Below are 18,386 nucleotides of genomic sequence, written 5' to 3'. Positions count from 1 at the left end.
CAGCCGAGCACCACCGCCGGACCGACGGCACCGCGTCCGCACCACCCCCGACGTTCCCTCAAGCCGTTCCCTGACGTGCTTCGCCGGAGGCAATCCGTGAACCAGATCCTGGACGCGATACTCGCGCCCGACAGCAGCGCCGAGGACTTCGCCGCGCTCCCCCTGCCCGAGTCCTACCGCGCGGTGACCGTGCACAAGGACGAGGCGGACATGTTCGCCGGGCTCCCCAGCCGGGAGAAGGACCCGCGCAAGTCGCTGCACGTGGAGGAGGTGCCGGTGCCCGAACTCGGGCCCGGCGAGGCCCTGGTGGCCGTGATGGCCAGCTCCGTGAACTACAACTCGGTCTGGACCTCGATCTTCGAACCCGTCTCGACCTTCGCCTTCCTGGAGCGCTACGGCAAGCTCTCCCCGCTCGGCAAGCGGCACGACCTGCCGTACCACGTCATCGGCTCCGACCTCGCGGGCGTCGTGCTGCGCACCGGCCCCGGGGTCAACGCCTGGCGGCCCGGCGACGAGGTCGTGGCGCACTGCCTGTCCGTGGAGCTGGAGTCCGCCGACGGTCACAACGACACGATGCTCGACCCGGAACAGCGCATCTGGGGCTTCGAGACCAACTTCGGCGGCCTGGCGGAGATCGCGCTGGTCAAGTCCAACCAGCTGATGCCCAAGCCGGCCCACCTCAGCTGGGAGGAGGCGGCGGCCCCGGGCCTGGTCAACTCCACCGCGTACCGCCAGCTGGTCTCCCGCAACGGCGCCGGGATGAAGCAGGGCGACAACGTGCTGATCTGGGGCGCCAGCGGCGGACTCGGTTCGTACGCCACGCAGTTCGCACTGGCCGGCGGGGCCAACCCGATCTGTGTGGTCTCCAGCGAGCAGAAGGCGGAGATCTGCCGCCGGATGGGCGCCGAGGCGATCATCGACCGCAGCGCCGAGGGCTACCGCTTCTGGAAGGACGAGCACGAGCAGGACCCGCGCGAGTGGAAGCGCTTCGGCAAGCGCATCCGCGAGCTGACCGACGGCGAGGACGTGGACATCGTCTTCGAGCACCCGGGCCGCGAGACCTTCGGCGCGTCGGTGTACGTCACCCGCAAGGGCGGCACGATCGTCACCTGCGCCTCGACCTCGGGCTACAACCACCAGTACGACAACCGCTACTTGTGGATGTCGTTGAAGCGGATCGTCGGCTCACACTTCGCCAACTACCGCGAGGCGTGGGAGGCCAACCGCCTCATCGCCAAGGGCAAGATCCACCCCACCCTCTCGAAGACCTACACCCTCGCCGACACCGGCCAGGCGGCGTACGACGTGCACCGCAACCTCCACCAGGGCAAGGTCGGCGTGCTCTGCCTGGCGCCCGAGGAGAACATGGGCGTGCGCGACGAGGAGATGCGGGCCCAGCACATCGACGCCATCAACCGCTTCAGGAACGTGTGAGTACACCCAAATGACTGAGCGTCAGAAGGATCGTCCGTGGCTGATGCGGACCTACGCCGGGCACTCCACGGCCGAGGCGTCCAACGAGCTCTACCGGCGCAACCTCGCCAAGGGCCAGACCGGCCTGTCGGTCGCGTTCGACCTCCCGACGCAGACCGGATACGACCCCGACCACATCCTCGCCCGCGGCGAGGTCGGGCGGGTCGGGGTCCCGGTCGCCCATCTCGGTGACATGCGGCGGCTGTTCCAGGACATCCCGCTGGAGCAGATGAACACCTCCATGACCATCAACGCCACCGCCATGTGGCTGCTGGCCATGTACCAGGTGGTCGCGGAGGAGCAGGGCGCCGACGTCACCAGGCTGCAGGGGACGACGCAGAACGACATCGTCAAGGAGTACCTCTCGCGCGGGACGCACGTCTTCCCGCCGGGCCCCAGCCTGCGGCTGACCACCGACATGATCACCTACACGGTCAACCACATCCCCAAGTGGAACCCCATCAACATCTGCAGCTACCACCTGCAGGAGGCCGGTGCCACGCCGGTCCAGGAGATCTCGTACGCGATGTCCACGGCCATCGCCGTGCTCGACGCGGTGCGGGACTCCGGCCAGGTGCCCGACGAGCGCTTCGGCGACGTCGTCGCCCGCATCTCCTTCTTCGTCAACGCGGGCGTCCGCTTCATCGAGGAGATGTGCAAGATGCGCGCCTTCGGCCGCATCTGGGACCAGGTCACCCGCGAGCGCTACGGCATCGAGAACCCCAAGCAACGCCGCTTCCGCTACGGCGTCCAGGTCAACTCCCTCGGCCTGACCGAGGCGCAGCCGGAGAACAACGTCCAGCGCATCGTGCTGGAGATGCTGGCCGTCACCCTCTCCAAGGACGCCCGCGCCCGCGCCGTGCAGCTGCCCGCCTGGAACGAGGCGCTGGGCCTGCCCCGTCCCTGGGACCAGCAGTGGTCGCTGCGCATCCAGCAGGTCCTCGCCCACGAGAGCGACCTGCTGGAGTACGAGGACATCTTCGCCGGGTCGCACGTCGTCGAGGCCAAGGTGGACGCCCTGGTCGCCGACTGCCTCGCCGAGATCGGGCGCATCCAGGAGATGGGCGGTGCCATGGCCGCCGTCGAGTCCGGCTACCTCAAGTCGCAGCTGGTCTCCTCGCACGCCGAGCGCCGGGCCCGGATCGAGGGCGGCGAGGAGAAGATCGTCGGCGTCAACTGCTACGAGTCCACCGAGCCCAACCCGCTCACCGCCGACCTCGACACCGCCATCATGACCGTCGACCCGGCGAACGAGGCGCGCGTCGTCGCCGCCCTGCACCGCTGGCGCGACGACCGCGACGAGGGCCGCGCCCAGGAGGCGCTGTCCGTCCTGAAGAAGACGGCGGCCGGCGCGGAGAACCTGATGGCCGCCACCCTGGAGTGCGTGCGCGCCGGCGTCACGACCGGCGAGTGGTCCTGGGCGCTGCGCGACGTGTTCGGCGAGTTCCGCGCCCCGACGGGCGTCAGCAGCGCCCCGCTGGCCGTGGCCGCCGAGCCGGGCACGCCGCTCGCGGCCGTCCGCGCGAAGGTGACCCGCACGGCCGAGGAGCTCGGCAGCGGCAAGCTGCGGCTGCTCGTCGGCAAACCCGGCCTCGACGGCCACTCCAACGGCGCCGAACAGATCGCCGTACGGGCCCGCGACGCCGGCTTCGAAGTGGTCTACCAGGGCATCCGGCTCACCCCCGAGCAGATCGTCTCCGCCGCCGTCGCCGAGGACGTCCACTGCGTGGGCCTGTCGATCCTCTCCGGCTCGCACGCCGAGCTCGTCCCCGACGTCCTGGCCAGGCTGCGCCACACGGGGGCGGAGGACGTGCCCGTCATCGTCGGTGGCATCATCCCGTCGGCCGACGCGACCGCCCTGCGGGCGGCCGGAGTCGCCGCCGTTTTCACCCCTAAGGACTTCGGTATCACGGAGATCATCGGCCGTATCGTCGACGAGATCCGCAAAGCGAACCAGCTCGACCCCCTGGAGGTCTCCGCATGACCGGCTCCCCCGCCGTCAACCGGCTGCGCCCGCGCCGCTCCTGCCTCGCCGTCCCCGGCAGCAACCCCCGCTTCCTGGAGAAGGCCCAGGGCCTCCCCGCCGACCAGGTCTTCCTCGACCTGGAGGACGCCTGCGCCCCGCTGGCCAAGGAAGGCGCCCGGCACACGATCGTCGACGCGCTCAACAACGGCGACTGGACGGGCAAGACCCGCGTGGTCCGCGTGAACGACTGGACGACGCACTGGACGTACCGCGACGTCGTCACGGTCGTCGAGGGAGCGGGCCCCAACCTCGACTGCATCATGCTGCCGAAGGTCCAGGACGCCCAGCAGGTCGTCGCCCTGGACCTGCTGCTGACGCAGATCGAGAAGACGATGGGCTTCGAGGTCGGCCGCATCGGCATCGAGGCGCAGATCGAGAACGCCAAGGGCCTGGTGAACGTCGACGAGATCGCCGCCGCCTCGCCGCGCCTGGAGACGATCATCTTCGGGCCGGCCGACTTCATGGCGTCGATCAACATGAAGTCCCTGGTGGTCGGCGAGCAGCCGCCCGGTTACCCGGCGGACGCCTACCACTACATCCTCATGCGCATCCTGATGGCGGCCCGCGCCCACGACCTGCAGGCCATCGACGGCCCGTACCTGCAGATCAGGAACGTGGACGGCTACAAGGAGGTCGCCGGGCGCGCGGCGGCGCTGGGCTTCGACGGCAAGTGGGTGCTGCACCCGGGCCAGGTGGACGCCGCCAACGAGGTCTTCTCGCCCTCGCAGGACGACTACGACCACGCCGAGCTGATCCTGGACGCGTACGACTGGTGCACCTCCGAGGCGGGCGGCAAGAAGGGCTCGGCGATGCTCGGCGACGAGATGATCGACGAGGCCAGCCGGAAGATGGCGCTGGTGATCGCGGGCAAGGGCCGCGCGGCCGGGATGACCCGTACGTCCAAGTTCGAGATCCCGGAGGCGTGAGCACCATGCAGTTCGGCCGCACCTTCGAAGAGTTCACCGTCGGTGACGTCTACAAGCACTGGCCCGGAAAGACGGTCACGGAATACGACGACCACCTCTTCTGCCTGCTCACCATGAATCACCACCCTCTGCACATGGACGCCCATTACGCCGGGGAGACCACGGACTTCGGCAAGAACGTGGTGGTGGGCAACTACATCTACTCGCTGCTGCTGGGCATGTCCGTCCCGGACGTCTCGGGCAAGGCCATCGCCAACCTCGAAGTCGAGTCGCTGAAGCACATCGCCCCGACCTTCCACGGCGACACGCTCTACGGCGAGACGAGGGTGCTCGACAAGACGCCGTCGAAGTCGAAGAACGACCGCGGGATCGTGTACGTCGAGACCATCGGCTACAAGCAGGACGGCACGGTGGTCTGTACCTTCCGCCGCAAGGTCATGGTGCCCACCGCCACGTACATCAAGGAGCGCGGCGGGGAGCAGCCCGGCCGCCCCGAGCCGATCATCCGGGAGAAGTGAGATGGGCCGCCTGGCGCAGACCGACGGGCTGACGGACGTCCAGCAGGAGATCCTCGCGACGGTCCGTGACTTCGTCGACAAGGAAATCATCCCGGTGGCCACCGAGCTGGAGCACCGTGACGAGTACCCCACCCGGATAGTGGAGGGGCTCAAGGAGCTCGGCGTCTTCGGGCTGATGATCCCCGAGGAGTACGGCGGGCTGGGTGAGTCCCTTCTCACATACGCGCTCTGCGTCGAGGAGATCGCCCGGGGCTGGATGAGTGTGTCCGGAATCATCAATACGCACTTCATCGTCGCCTACATGCTCAAGCAGCACGGCACCCGGGAGCAGCGCGAGTACTTCCTGCCGCGGATGGCGACGGGCGAGGTGCGGGGCGCGTTCTCGATGTCGGAGCCGGGCCTGGGCTCTGACGTGTCGGCCATCACGTCCAAGGGCGTGCGCGAGGGCGACGAGTACGTGCTCAACGGCCAGAAGATGTGGCTGACCAACGGCGGCTCGTCGACGCTGGTGGCGGTGCTCTGCCGGACGGACGAGGGCCACCCCGAGGGGACGGCCCCGCACAAGTCGATGACCACCTTCCTGATCGAGAAGGAGCCGGGGTTCGGCCAGGTCAAGCCAGGTCTGACCATCCCCGGCAAGATCGACAAGATGGGCTACAAGGGCGTCGACACGACCGAGCTGATCATGGACGGGCTGCGCGTCCCGGCGGACCGGGTGCTGGGCGGGGTCACCGGTCGCGGCTTCTACCAGATGATGGACGGCGTCGAGGTCGGGCGCGTCAACGTCGCAGCGCGTGGTTGCGGCGTCGCTCAGCGCGCGTTCGAGCTGGGTGTGGCCTATGCGCAGCAGCGCCACACCTTCGGAAAACCCATTGCCCAGCACCAGGCGATTCAGTTCAAGCTGGCCGAAATGGGCACAAAGGTCGAAGCGGCTCATGCAATGATGGTCAATGCCGCCCGGAAGAAGGACTCGGGCCGGCGCAACGATCTCGAAGCAGGGATGGCGAAGTACCTGGCCTCCGAATACTGCAAGGAGGTCGTGGAGGACGCCTTCCGCATCCACGGCGGTTACGGCTTCTCCAAGGAGTACGAGATCGAGCGGCTCTACCGCGAGGCCCCGATGCTCCTGATCGGTGAAGGTACGGCCGAGATCCAGAAAATGATCATCGGGCGGCGGCTACTGGAGGAGTACCGAATCCAGGGTTAAATGCCCGGTTCGGAGCCTTTCGGGGGTGTTTCGACAGAGAAGAAGATCACACCCTGTCATCGGCGTTCGGCCACTGACTGGCCCCGGCGCTTAGCCAGTTGCCGCCCCCAACCGATAGCATCCCCGGAAAGCCGCCGTCCCCCCAATCGTTACGCGGCACCCTCCGCTACGAAGGTCACCCATGCCCCACAGCTCTTCCTCTGCACCACGCGTCAGCCTCCGCGGCGTACGCCTCGCGCGCGGAGCATCGCCGTGGCTCCTCCCGACCGTCGCCACCGCCGCGGTCAGCCTCACCCAGGCCCGCCGCTCCGGGCGATGGGCGGCGCTGGCCGTGCCCGCCACCGCGCTCGCGGCCGGCATGCTGTGGTTCTTCCGCGATCCCGATCGTGAGATCGCCCAGGGCCGGGTCATTTCCCCGGCCGACGGCGTGGTGCAGAGCATCATGCCCTGGAAGGACGGACGAACCCGCGTCGCGATCTTCATGAGCCCGCTCAACGTCCACGTCAACCGCGCCCCGATGGCCGGCACGGTGACCTCGGTCGAGCACGTCCCCGGCGGCTTCGTTCCGGCTTTCAACAAGGAGAGCGAGAACAACGAGCGCGTCGTCTGGCACTTCGACACCGAGCTCGGTGACATCGAGATGGTCCAGATCGCCGGCGCCGTCGCCCGCCGCATCGTTCCCTACATCGGTGCGGACACCAAGGTGGAGCAGGGCGACCGCATCGGCCTGATCCGCTTCGGCTCGCGCGTCGACATCTACCTCCCCGAGGGTGTCGAGATCGCGGTCGAGGTCGGTCAGGCCACCACGGCAGGGGTGACGCGCCTTGACCGTGGTTGAGCCGGACACACAGGCTGCCTGGGTCCCCGAGGCCGACGCCGACGACACGGACGACATGCCGCTGTCCACGCGCCTGTCAATAGCGGACACCCTCACTCTGGGCAACGCGATCTGCGGCTTCATGGCGGTGTACTTCACCACCACCGGCGTCCTCATCCCCCACCTGACGGGGAACGAGGACGGCGGCATGGCCCGCCACAGCGCGGCCACGGCCGTGATACTGATGCTGCTCGCGTCGGTCTTCGACCTCTTCGACGGGCTCGTGGCGCGCAAGCTGCGCAGCTCGGCGATGGGTGCGGAGCTGGACAACCTGTCCGACCTGATCAGCTTCGGGCTGGCGCCCGCGTACTTCGTGGTCGTCTGGGGCATGGTCGCCGACGACGCCCACCAGCGCGTCTCCGCGGTCGCCGCGATCGTGGTGCTGCTGGCCGTGGTGCTGCGGCTCGCCCGCTTCTCGTGCGTGCAGCTGCGCGACGGGATCTTCCAGGGCATGCCGAGCCCCTTCGGGGCGCTGACGGTGGTCTCGATCGTGCTGCTGGAGCTGCCGTTCGTGCCGACGCTCCTGGCGATCATGGGTGTGGCGTGGCTGATGGTGAGCCGCGTGGAGTACCCCAAGCCGCGGGGTCCGCTGGCGGTGGCCATGCTCAGCTGGATCGTGCTCAGCATGGGCCTGCTGGCCGCGTGGGCGTTCGACGCGCCGGGCGGCGAGCTGCTGCTCCAGACGGGCTGCGCACTGCAGGTCGTCCTGGGCGCGGTGATCCCGCTCTTCGCGACGGCCCGCCGCGTGAACACCTTCCGCGACAACCGCCGCGAGGCGCGGGCGGCCCAGCTGCCGTAGCGCTGGCCGCGCGGGACGGGAACCAAGGCCGGTGGGGGCCCGGGCATCAGCCCGGGCCCCCACCGGCCTTTCCGGCACCCGACGCCCCGCTGCCGGGCCTTCCACCGACGGCCGTCCCGTTGCCGCGCCTTCCCCGGCGCCTGGCTTTCCGGTGCCCGCCTTCCGGTACAGACCGTCCGGTGCCTGGTCTTCCGCCGGCCAGCCGGCTCGGTTGCCGCACCTTCCCCGATACCCGGCCGTCCCGGTGCCCGCCTTCCGGTACCAGGCTGTCCGGTGCCTGGCCTCCCGCCGACGGCCGACCCAGTTGACGCGCCTTCCCCGGTGCCTGCCGTTGCGGTGCCCTGGCTGGCCGTGCGGCCCGGTGCCGCACGCTCTGCCTGGGCGCCCGGGCGGGCGGACGGACGAGCCGGGGGGCTCGTGGGGTGCGGGTGCCGCAATCCGGCACGGCCGTTTCCGGCCGGCCGGGCGTGGCGGGAAACGGCCGGCCGTGCACGAGCCGGGACGCCCGGGCCCCGCGGGGGCGTCGACCGCGGTCCTCCCGCCACCGCGGGGCCCGGGCGTCCGGCCGCGGGGCCCGGGCGTCCGGCGGCTGCGGGCGTCCCGCCTTCCCCGGCCCGTTCCTTCGCGTCGCGCCTGAGCCGCAGGCTCGGTTCGGCCCCGCCCGCGCACAAGCCGAGATGCCCCACAGGCGAAGGCCGCGGCGGCCGGCACGCGCCGGGCCACGACCGGCCCGCCGCCCGGGCTGGTTCGCCCCGCCACCCCGAAACCGCAGACCCACACCCCGCTCACGCGCCAGCCAGCGCCGCGGGCGGCCGGCCCGCCACCCCGGGGCGCCCGCCCGCGCACACAGCGGGGCGGTCCGCCGTGGGGGCCAGGCACCGGACGGCCTGTACCGGAAGGCGGGCTCCGGCCGCCGGGGTGGTCAGGTGAGGTAGTCCTGCGCGATGCGTTCGGCCGTCTGTTGCAGGAGGGGGCCGGCGTTCTGCAGGCAGCGGGACGGGGTGGGTTCCAGGTCCGTCAAGGGGTAGGCGCGGTCGATGCCCGCCTCCGCCAGGGCCTCCTCGGAGAGGGTCAGGCGGCCGCAGACGGCCACCACGGGTCTGCCGTGCGCCGCCCGGGCCACGCCCACCGGGGCCTTGCCGTGCAGGGTCTGCTCGTCCAGCGAGCCCTCGCCCGTGATGACCAGGCCGGCGTCCTCGACGGCCGCCTCGAAGCCCAGGACGTCGAGCATCACCTCAATGCCGGGCCGGAACGTGGCGCCCAGCGCGGCGAGCGCGCCGTAGCCCGTGCCGCCGGCCGCACCGGCGCCCGGTGCGGCCGCCAGGCGCCCGCCGTCCAGCACGCGCGCGTAGTGGGCCAGGGCGGCGTCCAGCACGGCGACGTCGGCCGGGCCGGCGCCCTTCTGGGGGCCGTAGACCGCCGCCGCGCCGCGCGGGCCGGTCAGCGGATTGTCGACGTCGCTCGCCAGCACGATCCGGGTCCGCGCGAGCCGGGGGTCCAGACCGGACAGATCGGCGACGGCGAGTGCCGCCAGGGCCCCGCCGCCGGGGCCGACGGGCCGGCCGTCGCGGTCCAGCAGGCGCGCCCCGAGCGCCGTCAGCAGACCCGCCCCGCCGTCGGTCGTGGCACTGCCGCCCACGCCCAGCACGATCGTGCGGGCCCCCGCGTCGAGCGCGGCCCGCAGCAGCTCGCCGGTGCCCCGGGTGGTGGCGGAGAGCGGGGCCCCGCCTCCGGGCGGAAGCCGTCGCAGCCCCGACGCCTCGGCCAGCTCCACCACCGCCGTCCGGTCCGCCGACCGCAGCGCGTACGCGGCCACGACCGGCTCCCCCACCGGCCCCGTCACCCTCGCCTCGCGCCGCTCGAAACCGGAGGCCAGCGCCGCGGCCACCGTGCCGTCGCCACCGTCGGCGACCGGCAGCGCGCTCACCCGCACACCGGGGGCGACCCGGCGCAGTCCGGCCGTCACGTGCTCGGCGACCTCGGCGGCCGTCAGTGATCCCTTGAACTTGTCCGCGGCGATCAGTACGCGTGTCTCTCCCGCCACCGTGCATCCCCTCGCTTCCGGGTCGCGCCGCGGCGACCCTACCCGGGGGACCGTCGCGCCGCCCATGCCGCGACGGCGGCGCGCCAGCCCGACCGATCGGGCGTTTCCCGGCCATAGTGGGGCGTCATGAGCACCGAGAGCACCGAGCTGCGCTCACCGCAGGACGAACCCCCGGACATCCCCCTCGTCGTCATCGGCGGCGCCGCGGTGCTGGCGGTGGTGGCGTGGGCGGCCCTGGGCAAGCACTCCTTCGACCGGGTGTCGACGACGGCCCTGGGCTGGGTGCTGTCCAACTTCGCCTGGCTGTTCGTGGTCGCGGCCGACGTGTTCCTCGTGCTGTGCGTGGTGATCGCCGTGAGCCGGTACGGCCGCATCCGGCTGGGTGCGGACGGCTCGCAGCCGGAGTTCGGCAACCTCGCCTGGATCGCGATGATGTTCAGCGCCGGCATGGGCATCGGCCTGATGTTCTACGGAGTCGGCGAGCCGCTGCAGCACTTCGTCGTCCCGCCCCCGGGCACCGGGGTCGTCGCGAACTCCCCCGCGGCCGCCCGCACCGCCCTGGAGTACTCCTTCTTCCACTGGACCCTGCACCCCTGGGCCATCTACGGCATGGCCGGTCTCGCCCTGGCGTACGCCGGCTTCCGCAAGGGCCGCGGCAACCGGCTCAGCTCGGTGTTCGTCCCCCTGCTGGGCGCACGGCGGGCGAACGGCTGGCCGGGCCGGGCCATCGACCTCCTCGCCGTCTTCGCGACGGTCTTCGGCACGGCGACCAGCCTGGGCCTGGGCGCCCTGCAGGTCTCCAAGGGCCTCAACATCACCACGGGCGTCAAGGACTCCACGACCCTCGAACTCGTCATCATCGCGTCGCTGTCCGCCGCGTTCGTGCTCTCCGCCTTCTCGGGGCTGCACAAGGGCGTGAAGTGGCTGAGCACCCTCAACATCGCGCTCGCGGCGTGCCTGATGCTGTTCGTCTTCCTCCTCGGCCCGACCGTCTTCGTGCTCAACGCCGTCCCCTCGGCCACCGGCGGCTACCTCCACGACCTGCTGACGCTCGCCACCCGCACGGGCGCGTTCACCGACTCGAAGTGGCTCGGCGCCTGGACGATCTTCTACTGGGCGTGGTGGCTCTCCTGGGCACCGTTCGTCGGCACGTTCATCGCCCGCATCTCGCACGGCCGCACGATCCGCGAGTTCCTCATCGGGGTGCTCCTGGTGCCCAGCGGGGCGACGGTGGTGTGGTTCTGCGTGATGGGCGGCAGCGCGCTGCGCCTGGACATGACCGGTGCCGCCGACATGGCGGGCACGGTGCGGGAGGGCGCGGAGGCGTCGCTGTTCGCCCTGCTGGACACCCTGCCGCTGGCCACGCTGACCTCGTGGATCGCGATGGCGCTGGTGATGACGTACTTCATCACCAGCGCGGACTCCGCGTCGCTGGTGATGGGCTCCCTCTCCAGCCGCGGCGCACTCCACCCGCGGACCTGGCTGGTGGTCGTCTGGGGCGTCCTCATGGCCGCCGTCGCGGCCGTGCTGCTGGTGGCCGGGGGCCTGACGTCCCTGCAGTCGGCGACGATCCTGGTCGCGCTGCCGTTCGTGGTGGTGATGCTCGCGCTGTGCTGGTCCCTGCTGCGTGAGCTGCGCACCGACCCGGGTGCCGGCCCGGCCCGGCACCACGCGATCCACGGCCTGGGCGACGCGCTGCGCACGATGGTCGGCGAGGCCGTCTCGGAGCACGGCCCGGTACGGCATCCACGGCTGCGGCGGGTGGCGGAGAGCGCCCGCGACCGCGGGAACGACGACGCTTCCTGACGTTCCGGCCGGCCCCGGCTAGAACAGCCGCTGGTCGTCGCCGCGCTCGAAGGCCAGCAGCCGCCGCTTGCGGTCCAGGCCGCCGCCGTAGCCGGTGAGGCTGCCGGTGGAACCGATGACGCGGTGGCAGGGGACGATGATGCCGACCGGGTTCTTGCCGTTGGCGAGGCCGACGGCCCGCGAGGCGCCGGGGGAACCGATGCGGGCGGCGAGCTCGCCGTAGGAGAGGGTCTGCCCGTAGGGGATCTGCCGCAGGGCCTCCCAGACGCGCCGCTGGAAGGGCGTGCCGTCCAGGCGCAGCGGCAGGTCGAAGCGGGTCGACCCGCCCTCGAAGTAGGCGGCCAGCTGGCGGGCGGCCTCGGGGAACGGACCCTCGTCGTCGCGCTCGCCGAAGCTCTCCTCCGGCGGCCGGTGGCGCTGACCGGTCATGTAGAGGCCGCACAGGACGCCGTCGGCGGCGACGAGGGTCAGCTCCCCGTAGGGGCTGTCGATGACGGTGTGGACGCGGGACATGGTGTCGTTCCGTTCAGACGCTGGCGGGCATGCGGGCGGCGGCGTGGTCGTCGGCCGCCCACAGGTACTGGACGGCGTAGGCGCGCCAGGGCCGCCAGGCGGCGGCGTGCCGGGACAGGGCGGCGGGCGTGGCGGGCAGCCCGGTGCGGGCGGCCGCCCGCCGCACGCCGAGGTCGGTGGGGAGGAAGGCGTCGGGATCGCCGAGGCCGCGCATGGCGATGAGCTCCGCCGTCCACGGCCCGATGCCCGGGAGCGCGGCGAGCCGGTCGCGGGCCCCGGCCCAGTCGCTGCCGACGCCGAGGGCGAGCTCGCCGCTCGCCAGCGCCTCCACGGTGCGAACGAGGGTGGCCCGGCGCCCGGCGGGCATGGCCAGGTCCGCGGGGTCCAGGGCGGCGAGGGCCTGCGCGGAGGGGAAGAGGTGGGTGAGGCCGCCGTCCGGGACGGCGACGGGCTCGCCGTGCGCCACGACCAGGCGGGCGGCGAGCGTGCGGGCCGCGGCGGTCGACACCTGCTGGCCGAGGACGGCGCGTACGGCGAGCTCCTCGGCGTCCACCGTGCGCGGAACGCGCCGGCCGGGGTTCTTGCCGACGAGCGGCGCGAGGTGGGGGTCGGTGCGCAGGAGCGCGTCGACGGCCTCGGGGTCGGCGTCCAGGTCGAGGAGCCGGCGGCAGCGGCTGATGGCGCCGGCCAGGTCGCGCTGGTCGGTGAGGGCGAGCCGGCAGGCGATGTGGTCGGGGCGCGGGCTCAGGGCGACCGTCCCGTGGCCGTAGGGCAGGCGCAGGGTGCGGTGGTACGCGCCGTCGCGCCACTCCTCCACGCCGGGCACGGCGGTGGCGGCGAGCAGGCCGAAGAGGTTGTCGGGGCACAGGGGTGCGCGGAAGGGCAGGCGCAGCGTCAGGGTGCCGGGGGCGGCCGGGGCGCCCGTGCCCGAGGCGCGGGTGCGCAGCTCGGTGGGGGTGAGCGCGAAGACCTCGCGCACGGTCTCGTTGAACGTGCGGATCGAGGCGAAGCCGGCGGCGAACGCCACGTCGGCCATGGGCAGCGCGCTGGTCTCGATGAGGATGCGGGCGGTCTGGGCGCGCTGGGCGCGGGCCAGGGCGAGGGGGCCGGCGCCGAGTTCGGCGAGGAGCTGGCGCTCGACCTGCCGGGCGCTGTAGCCGAGGCGGTCGGCGAGGCCCTGGACGCCCTCGCGGTCGACGGTGCCGTCGCCGATGAGGCGCATGGCGCGGGCGACGAGGTCGGCGCGCTCGTTCCAGCGGGGCGAGCCGGGGACGGCGTCGGGTCTGCAGCGTTTGCAGGCCCGGAATCCGGCCTGCTGGGCGGCGGCCGCACTGGGGTAGAAGGTCATGTTCCGGTCCTTCGGCGGCGCGGCCGGACAGCTGGGGCGGCAGTAGGTGCGCGTGGTGAGGACGGCGGTGAAGAACCACCCGTCGAAGCGCGCGTCCCGGGAGCGGACGGCCCGTACGCAGCGGTCGAAGTCGGTGTGCATGGTTCAAGGATCGGGGGCGGAGGGGCGCCGGGGCTCGCGGAAATCCGACATCGCGATGACGGTGTCAATGATGGTTGACAGCCCGGAGATGTCATCCTAGGTTGACAGCATGGCCGGAACGGATGCGAAGGAAGCGGTCGGCACCACCGAGGCCGCCATGAACCCGGATCCCCACGTGGGATTGCGGGCGGTCGCCGCTCTGCGGCGCCTGGTCGAGCGTCTGGAGGAACTCCAGGTCGCCGGAGCACGACGGCAGGGCTGGTCCTGGGAGGAGATCGGGGCCGCGCTGGGAGTCAGCAGGCAGGCCGTCCACAAGAAGCACGCGCGGAGGTAGGCATGTTCCACCGGTTCACCAAGGAAGCGCGCGACGTGGTGGTCGACGCGCAGGAGCAGGCGCGCTCGCTCCGGCACCCGCAGATCGGCCCGGAGCACCTCCTGCTGGCAGTGGTCCACCGGGACCGGGCGCCCGGGGCCGCCACACTGGCGCGGCTGGGGATCACCCCGCAGGCGTGCCGGGCGGCGCTCACGGCACCGGCCGCCGCCTTCGACGAGGGCGACGCGGAGGCGCTGCGGGCCTTCGGCATCGACCTCGACGCGGTGCGGGGGCGGGCGGAGGACGTCTTCGGGAGGGGGGCGCTGGACGCCGTGCCGCCGCCCGCTCAGGAAACGCGACGGCTGTTCGGCCGCGACCGGGAGCGCAAGCGGCACCTTCCCTTCACACGGCGGGCCCGGAAGGCGCTGGAGCGGTCGCTGCGCGAGGCGCTGGAGCGCCGGGACGACCGGATCGGGGTCGAGCACGTGCTGCTCGGCGTGCTGGACACGGAGGACCGGGCGACGGCCGGCCTCTTCCGCCGGCTCGGCACGGACACGGCGGCGGTACGGGCGGACGTCGTCGCGGACCTGGGCCGGGCGGCGGCGTAGGCCGTGTCGGCAGCGTGGCGTCGCCGCACGACCGACGGGCGCGGCCCGCGGCGTCCGGGGACGCCACCAGCGCTGGCCGGGGAGCGTCGCGGGCCGGACGGGACCTTGCGGACCGGCCCGGGACGCCGGGCGAGGCGTTCACCCAAGCCGGCGGACGCGGCCGGGGCGGCCCTGCCCCGCATCCCCGAAGGCGCCTGAGCCCGTACGAGACCGGCGGCCGGGGCGCCCGGCGCCCCGACGCGGCCGGCCGCCCGTCGGCTACGCGGCGCCCTGGCGCAGGTGGCGCCAGGCGGCCTTCGCCGCGTGGTGGCCGGACATTCCGTGCACCCCCGGGCCCGGCGGGGTCGCGGACGAGCAGAGGAAGACCGCCGGGTGGGACGTGGCGTACGGGACGCGGGCCAGGCGGGGGCGGATCAGCAGGCGCAGTCCCGCCACCGAGCCCGTCGCGATGTCCCCGCCCACGTAGTTGGCGTTGCGGGCGGCCAGCTCCGGCGGCCCCGCCGTGGCCCGGGCGAGGACCAGGTCGCCGAAGCCCGGGGCGAAGCGCTCGATCTGGCGCTCGATCACCTCGGTGGCGTCGCCCTCCCAGCCGCTGGGCACGTGCCCGTACACCCAGAAGGTGTGCTTGCCCTCGGGCGCGCGGGTGGGGTCGACGATGCTGGGCTGGGCGGTGATGAGGAACGGGACGGCGGGGTCGTCGCCGTGGGCGGCGGCCCGCAGGGCCTCGCCGATCTCGCCGATGGTGGGGCCGACGTGGACCGTGCCGGCCCGCCGGGCGGCTTCGGCGGTCCAGGGCACCGGGCCGTCCAGCGCATAGTCGATCTTGAAGACGCTGGGGCCGTAGCGGAAGCGCGGGAAGGCGTTGCCCAGGCCGGCGATGCGGGCCAGGGCGGTGGGCGAGGTGTCGAAGAGGAAGGTGCGGGCGGGCGGCAGGTCGTCGAGGTGCTTGACCTCGAAACCGGTGTGCACGGTGCCGCCCAGCTCCCGCAGGTACGAGGCGAGCGCGTCGGCGATCGCCTGCGAGCCGCCGCGGGGCACGGGCCAGCCGCACTCGTGGGCGGCGAGGGCGAACATCAGGGCCATGCCCCCGGTGCCCAGGGAGCCCAGCGGCGCGATGCCGTGGGCGGCGAGCCCGGCGAACAGGCCCCGGGCCTTCTCGTCCCGGAAGCGGGTCCGGGTCAGGAGCGTGGCGGACTGGCCCGCGGCCATCCCGAAGCGGGCGTACGTGAGCGGGTCGCGCGGCAGCCCGTCCCACTGCGTGCGCAGGAAGTCGGCGGCGAGGGTGTCCCACCGGCCGTGGAAGGGCGCCATGAGCCGCCGGTAGGCGCCGGCGTCGCGCGGGCCCAGCGAGCAGGCCGTCTCGCCGATCAGCCGGGAGAGGACCGCCGCCGTGCCGTCCGGGAAGGGGTGTGCCATCGGCAGGTCGGGGTGGATCCACTCCAGGCCGTGCCGGCCGAGCGGCATCGCGCTGAAGGCGGGCGAACGCACGGCGAGGGGGTGCACGGCGGAGCACGGGTCGTGGCGGAAGCCCGGGAGGGTCAGCTCCTCGGTGCGGGCGCCGCCACCGACGGCGTCCGCGGCCTCGAACACCTCCACGGACAGGCCCCTGCGGGCCAGTTCGACCGCGGCGGTCAGCCCATTGGGCCCCGCTCCCACGACGACCGCGTCGAGCATAGTGGCCACCGGACGGGCTCCCCTCGTGTCCCTGTGTGTCAGCCGGCGGACGCCAGCAGGTCCAGGATATGCCGCAGCGTCAGCTCGTCCCGCGCAGCACTGAACGGCAGCGCGTTGCCGCCCGCGATGCGGAACGGTTCCTTCGCGACGGTGCCGCTGGCCCCGCCCGCCTCGGCGACCAGCAGCAGGCCGGCAGCGTGGTCCCAGGCGTTCTCCCAGGAGAAGGCCACGGCGTCGAGGACGCCCTGGGCGACGTGGAGGTATTCGAGCCCCGCCGAGCCGCAGGGGCGCGGCGCCACCCCGTCCGTCCGTAGCGCCTCCAGCACCCGCTTCTGCTCGTCGGTGGTGAAGTCGTAGTGCGACGTCGCCACTTCCAGTGTCTTGCCCGGCTCCGGCGAACCCGCGCGCAGCGGCACTCCGTTGAGCTGCGCTCCCCCGCCCCGGCGGGCCGTCGCCATCTGGTCGAGCGCCGGCGCGTACGTCCAGGAGGCCAGCAGCTCGCCGCGGTGCGCGAGGCAGACGAGGGTGGCGAAGCCGGGGTCGCCGTACACGAACTGCCGGGTGCCGTCGACCGGGTCGACGATCCAGACGGGCGCCTCGCCGCACAGCGAGGCGAGGATGCGCGGATCCGCGTGCACCGCCTCCTCGCCGACCACGACCGAGCCGGGCAGCAGGGCGGTCAGCGCATGGGTGAGGTGCTCCTCCGCGAGCCGGTCGGCGACGGTCACGAGGTCGTGCGGGCCGTTCTTCTCGATGATCTCGTCCGTGGCGAGCTGCCGGAAGCGCGGCAGGATCTCGGCCGCGGCCGCTTTGCGGACCGCTTCCTCCACGTCCGTGAGATCGCCTGCGAGGAACCTGTCGACCATGTGAACCATAAGGACATCGAACCACGTCGCACCGACATTCGATGCAGCTCCGGTGGCCGCCCGGCGACGCCCCGGTGAACGCCTGCTCCCACCGGCCGCCCACCGGGGCGGGCCGGGACGGAGTTACGGTTGTTTCTGCCGTCGGCCGGGTGGCCGGCCGGGGAAAGCATGATGGAGGGTGCGCCGTGCACGGTGAATACAAGGTGCCGGGCGGCAAGCTCGTCGTCGTCGACGTGGCGGTCACGGACGGGCTGCTGCGCGACGTGCGGGTGGCGGGGGACTTCTTCCTCGAACCCGACGAGGCGCTCCTCGACATCAACCGCGCCCTGGAGGGCGCCCCCGCCGACACCCCGGCCCCGCAGCTCGCGGCCCGCATCGACGCGGCGCTGCCCGAGGGCACGGTGATGTTCGGCTTCACGTCCGAGGCCGTGGGCATCGCGGTCCGCCGGGCCGTGGCCCGGGCCACCGACTGGACCGACTACGCGTGGCAGCTGATCCACGACGGCCCCCAGTCCCCCGCCCTGCACATGGCCCTCGACGAGGTGCTGACCGCGGAGGTCGCCGCCGGGCGGCGGCCGCCGACGCTGCGCGTGTGGGAGTGGGGCTCCCCCGCCGTGGTCATCGGCAGCTTCCAGTCGCTGCGCAACGAGGTCGACCCGGAGGGGGCGGCCCGGCACGGCATGACGGTCGTGCGGCGCATCTCCGGCGGCGGGGCCATGTTCATCGAGCCCGGCAACACCATCACCTACTCGCTGTGCGTGCCCGACGCCCTGGTGCAGGGGCTGTCCTTCGCCGACAGCTACGCCTACCTCGACGACTGGGTGCTGGGCGCGCTGGAGGGCATGGGCGTGCGGGCCTGGTACCAGCCGCTGAACGACATCGCCACCGACGCCGGCAAGATCGCGGGCGCGGCGCAGAAGCGCATGGTCACCGGTGACGGGGCCGTGCTGCACCACGTGACCATGGCCTACGACATCGACGCCGAGAAGATGCTCGACGTGCTGCGCATCGGCAAGGAGAAGCTCTCCGACAAGGGCACCAAGAGCGCGAAGAAGCGCGTCGACCCGCTGCGCCGCCAGACCGGGCTGCCGCGCTCCGCGGTCATCGAGAAGATGATCGAGACCTTCCGCGGCCGGTACGGCCTGGCGGAAGGCTCGGTCACCCCCGCGGAGCTGGCGCGGGCGGAGGAGCTGGCGGCGACGAAGTTCGCCTCCGCGGAGTGGACGGCACGGGTGCCGTAGCCGCCC

At 72.6% G+C, this 18,386-nt stretch carries 16 protein-coding genes; 11 read left to right on the top strand and 5 right to left on the bottom strand.

Annotated features, from left to right (window positions below):
* Window positions 1-96: 96 nt before the first annotated feature.
* The 7 genes from ccrA to pssA all read left to right on the top strand — a co-directional run bounded on the left by ccrA (window position 97) and on the right by pssA (window position 7,826).
* A complete protein-coding gene (ccrA, locus tag IE182_RS16835) occupies window positions 97-1,434 on the top strand; it encodes a crotonyl-CoA carboxylase/reductase (RefSeq protein ID WP_190110638.1) in 1,338 nt (445 codons plus the stop codon).
* A gap of 10 nt (window positions 1,435-1,444) precedes the next feature.
* Window positions 1,445-3,457: an ethylmalonyl-CoA mutase gene (locus IE182_RS16830; RefSeq protein ID WP_190110637.1), complete on the top strand. Its 2,013-nt coding sequence runs from the start codon at window positions 1,445-1,447 to the stop codon at window positions 3,455-3,457.
* A complete protein-coding gene (locus IE182_RS16825) occupies window positions 3,454-4,425 on the top strand; it encodes an HpcH/HpaI aldolase/citrate lyase family protein (protein ID WP_190110636.1) in 972 nt (323 codons plus the stop codon). Before IE182_RS16830 ends, IE182_RS16825 begins: the two co-directional genes overlap by 4 nt.
* A gap of 5 nt (window positions 4,426-4,430) precedes the next feature.
* Window positions 4,431-4,943: a MaoC family dehydratase gene (locus IE182_RS16820; protein WP_190110767.1), complete on the top strand. Its 513-nt coding sequence runs from the start codon at window positions 4,431-4,433 to the stop codon at window positions 4,941-4,943.
* Window position 4,944: 1 nt separating this feature from the next.
* On the top strand, window positions 4,945-6,150 hold the full coding sequence (locus IE182_RS16815; RefSeq protein WP_190110635.1) for an acyl-CoA dehydrogenase family protein: 1,206 nt from the start codon (window positions 4,945-4,947) through the stop codon (window positions 6,148-6,150).
* 181 nt (window positions 6,151-6,331) lie between these two features.
* Entirely contained in the window at window positions 6,332-6,988 is a 657-nt protein-coding gene (locus IE182_RS16810) for a phosphatidylserine decarboxylase (RefSeq protein WP_190110634.1), read from the top strand.
* Window positions 6,975-7,826: a CDP-diacylglycerol--serine O-phosphatidyltransferase gene (gene pssA / locus IE182_RS16805; protein WP_190110633.1), complete on the top strand. Its 852-nt coding sequence runs from the start codon at window positions 6,975-6,977 to the stop codon at window positions 7,824-7,826. The genes IE182_RS16810 and pssA overlap by 14 nt, the downstream gene beginning before the upstream one ends.
* Window positions 7,827-8,748: 922 nt before the next feature.
* On the opposite strand, the gene IE182_RS16800 is transcribed toward pssA, so the two are convergent.
* The gene (locus IE182_RS16800; protein WP_373303571.1) at window positions 8,749-9,870 is read right to left on the bottom strand and encodes a glycerate kinase; all 1,122 of its coding nucleotides are present in this window, start codon (window positions 9,868-9,870) and stop codon (window positions 8,749-8,751) included.
* 126 nt (window positions 9,871-9,996) lie between these two features.
* Here IE182_RS16800 and IE182_RS16795 point away from each other — a divergent pair, with 126 nt between their 5' ends.
* Window positions 9,997-11,676 (top strand): BCCT family transporter, encoded by a 1,680-nt coding sequence (locus tag IE182_RS16795; protein WP_190110631.1) that lies wholly within the window; start codon window positions 9,997-9,999, stop codon window positions 11,674-11,676.
* A gap of 18 nt (window positions 11,677-11,694) precedes the next feature.
* Here the strand turns inward: IE182_RS16795 and IE182_RS16790 are convergent, their stop codons facing one another.
* The gene (locus IE182_RS16790; protein WP_190110630.1) at window positions 11,695-12,189 is read right to left on the bottom strand and encodes a methylated-DNA--[protein]-cysteine S-methyltransferase; all 495 of its coding nucleotides are present in this window, start codon (window positions 12,187-12,189) and stop codon (window positions 11,695-11,697) included.
* 13 nt (window positions 12,190-12,202) lie between these two features.
* Window positions 12,203-13,678 carry an AlkA N-terminal domain-containing protein gene (locus tag IE182_RS16785; protein ID WP_190110629.1) on the bottom strand — a complete coding sequence of 492 codons (1,476 nt, stop codon included), beginning with the start codon at window positions 13,676-13,678 and terminating at the stop codon, window positions 12,203-12,205.
* A gap of 109 nt (window positions 13,679-13,787) precedes the next feature.
* Here IE182_RS16785 and IE182_RS16780 point away from each other — a divergent pair, with 109 nt between their 5' ends.
* Window positions 13,788-14,012, top strand: a complete 225-nt coding sequence (locus tag IE182_RS16780; RefSeq protein ID WP_190110628.1) for a helix-turn-helix domain-containing protein — start codon at window positions 13,788-13,790, stop codon at window positions 14,010-14,012.
* A gap of 2 nt (window positions 14,013-14,014) precedes the next feature.
* A complete protein-coding gene (locus tag IE182_RS32790; protein WP_190110627.1) occupies window positions 14,015-14,599 on the top strand; it encodes a Clp protease N-terminal domain-containing protein in 585 nt (194 codons plus the stop codon).
* A 258-nt stretch (window positions 14,600-14,857) separates the two neighbouring features.
* Here IE182_RS32790 and IE182_RS16770 read toward each other — a convergent pair whose 3' ends face one another.
* The gene (locus IE182_RS16770; RefSeq protein WP_190110766.1) at window positions 14,858-16,273 is read right to left on the bottom strand and encodes a phytoene desaturase family protein; all 1,416 of its coding nucleotides are present in this window, start codon (window positions 16,271-16,273) and stop codon (window positions 14,858-14,860) included.
* 38 nt (window positions 16,274-16,311) lie between these two features.
* Window positions 16,312-17,139 (bottom strand): inositol monophosphatase family protein, encoded by an 828-nt coding sequence (locus IE182_RS16765; protein ID WP_190110626.1) that lies wholly within the window; start codon window positions 17,137-17,139, stop codon window positions 16,312-16,314.
* Window positions 17,140-17,324: 185 nt separating this feature from the next.
* On the opposite strand from IE182_RS16765, the gene lplAB reads away from it, so the two are divergent.
* Complete coding sequence (lplAB, locus tag IE182_RS16760) at window positions 17,325-18,380, top strand: lipoate-protein ligase LplAB (RefSeq protein ID WP_190110625.1); 1,056 nt, start codon at window positions 17,325-17,327, stop codon at window positions 18,378-18,380.
* Window positions 18,381-18,386 lie beyond the last annotated feature (6 nt).

The sequence above is a fragment of the Streptomyces cinnamoneus genome (assembly GCF_014650495.1).
GTDB lineage: Bacteria > Actinomycetota > Actinomycetes > Streptomycetales > Streptomycetaceae > Streptomyces > Streptomyces cinnamoneus.
The sequence above is the reverse complement of the archived record's forward strand: the minus strand, read 5'-3'. Positions and strand labels throughout refer to the sequence as shown.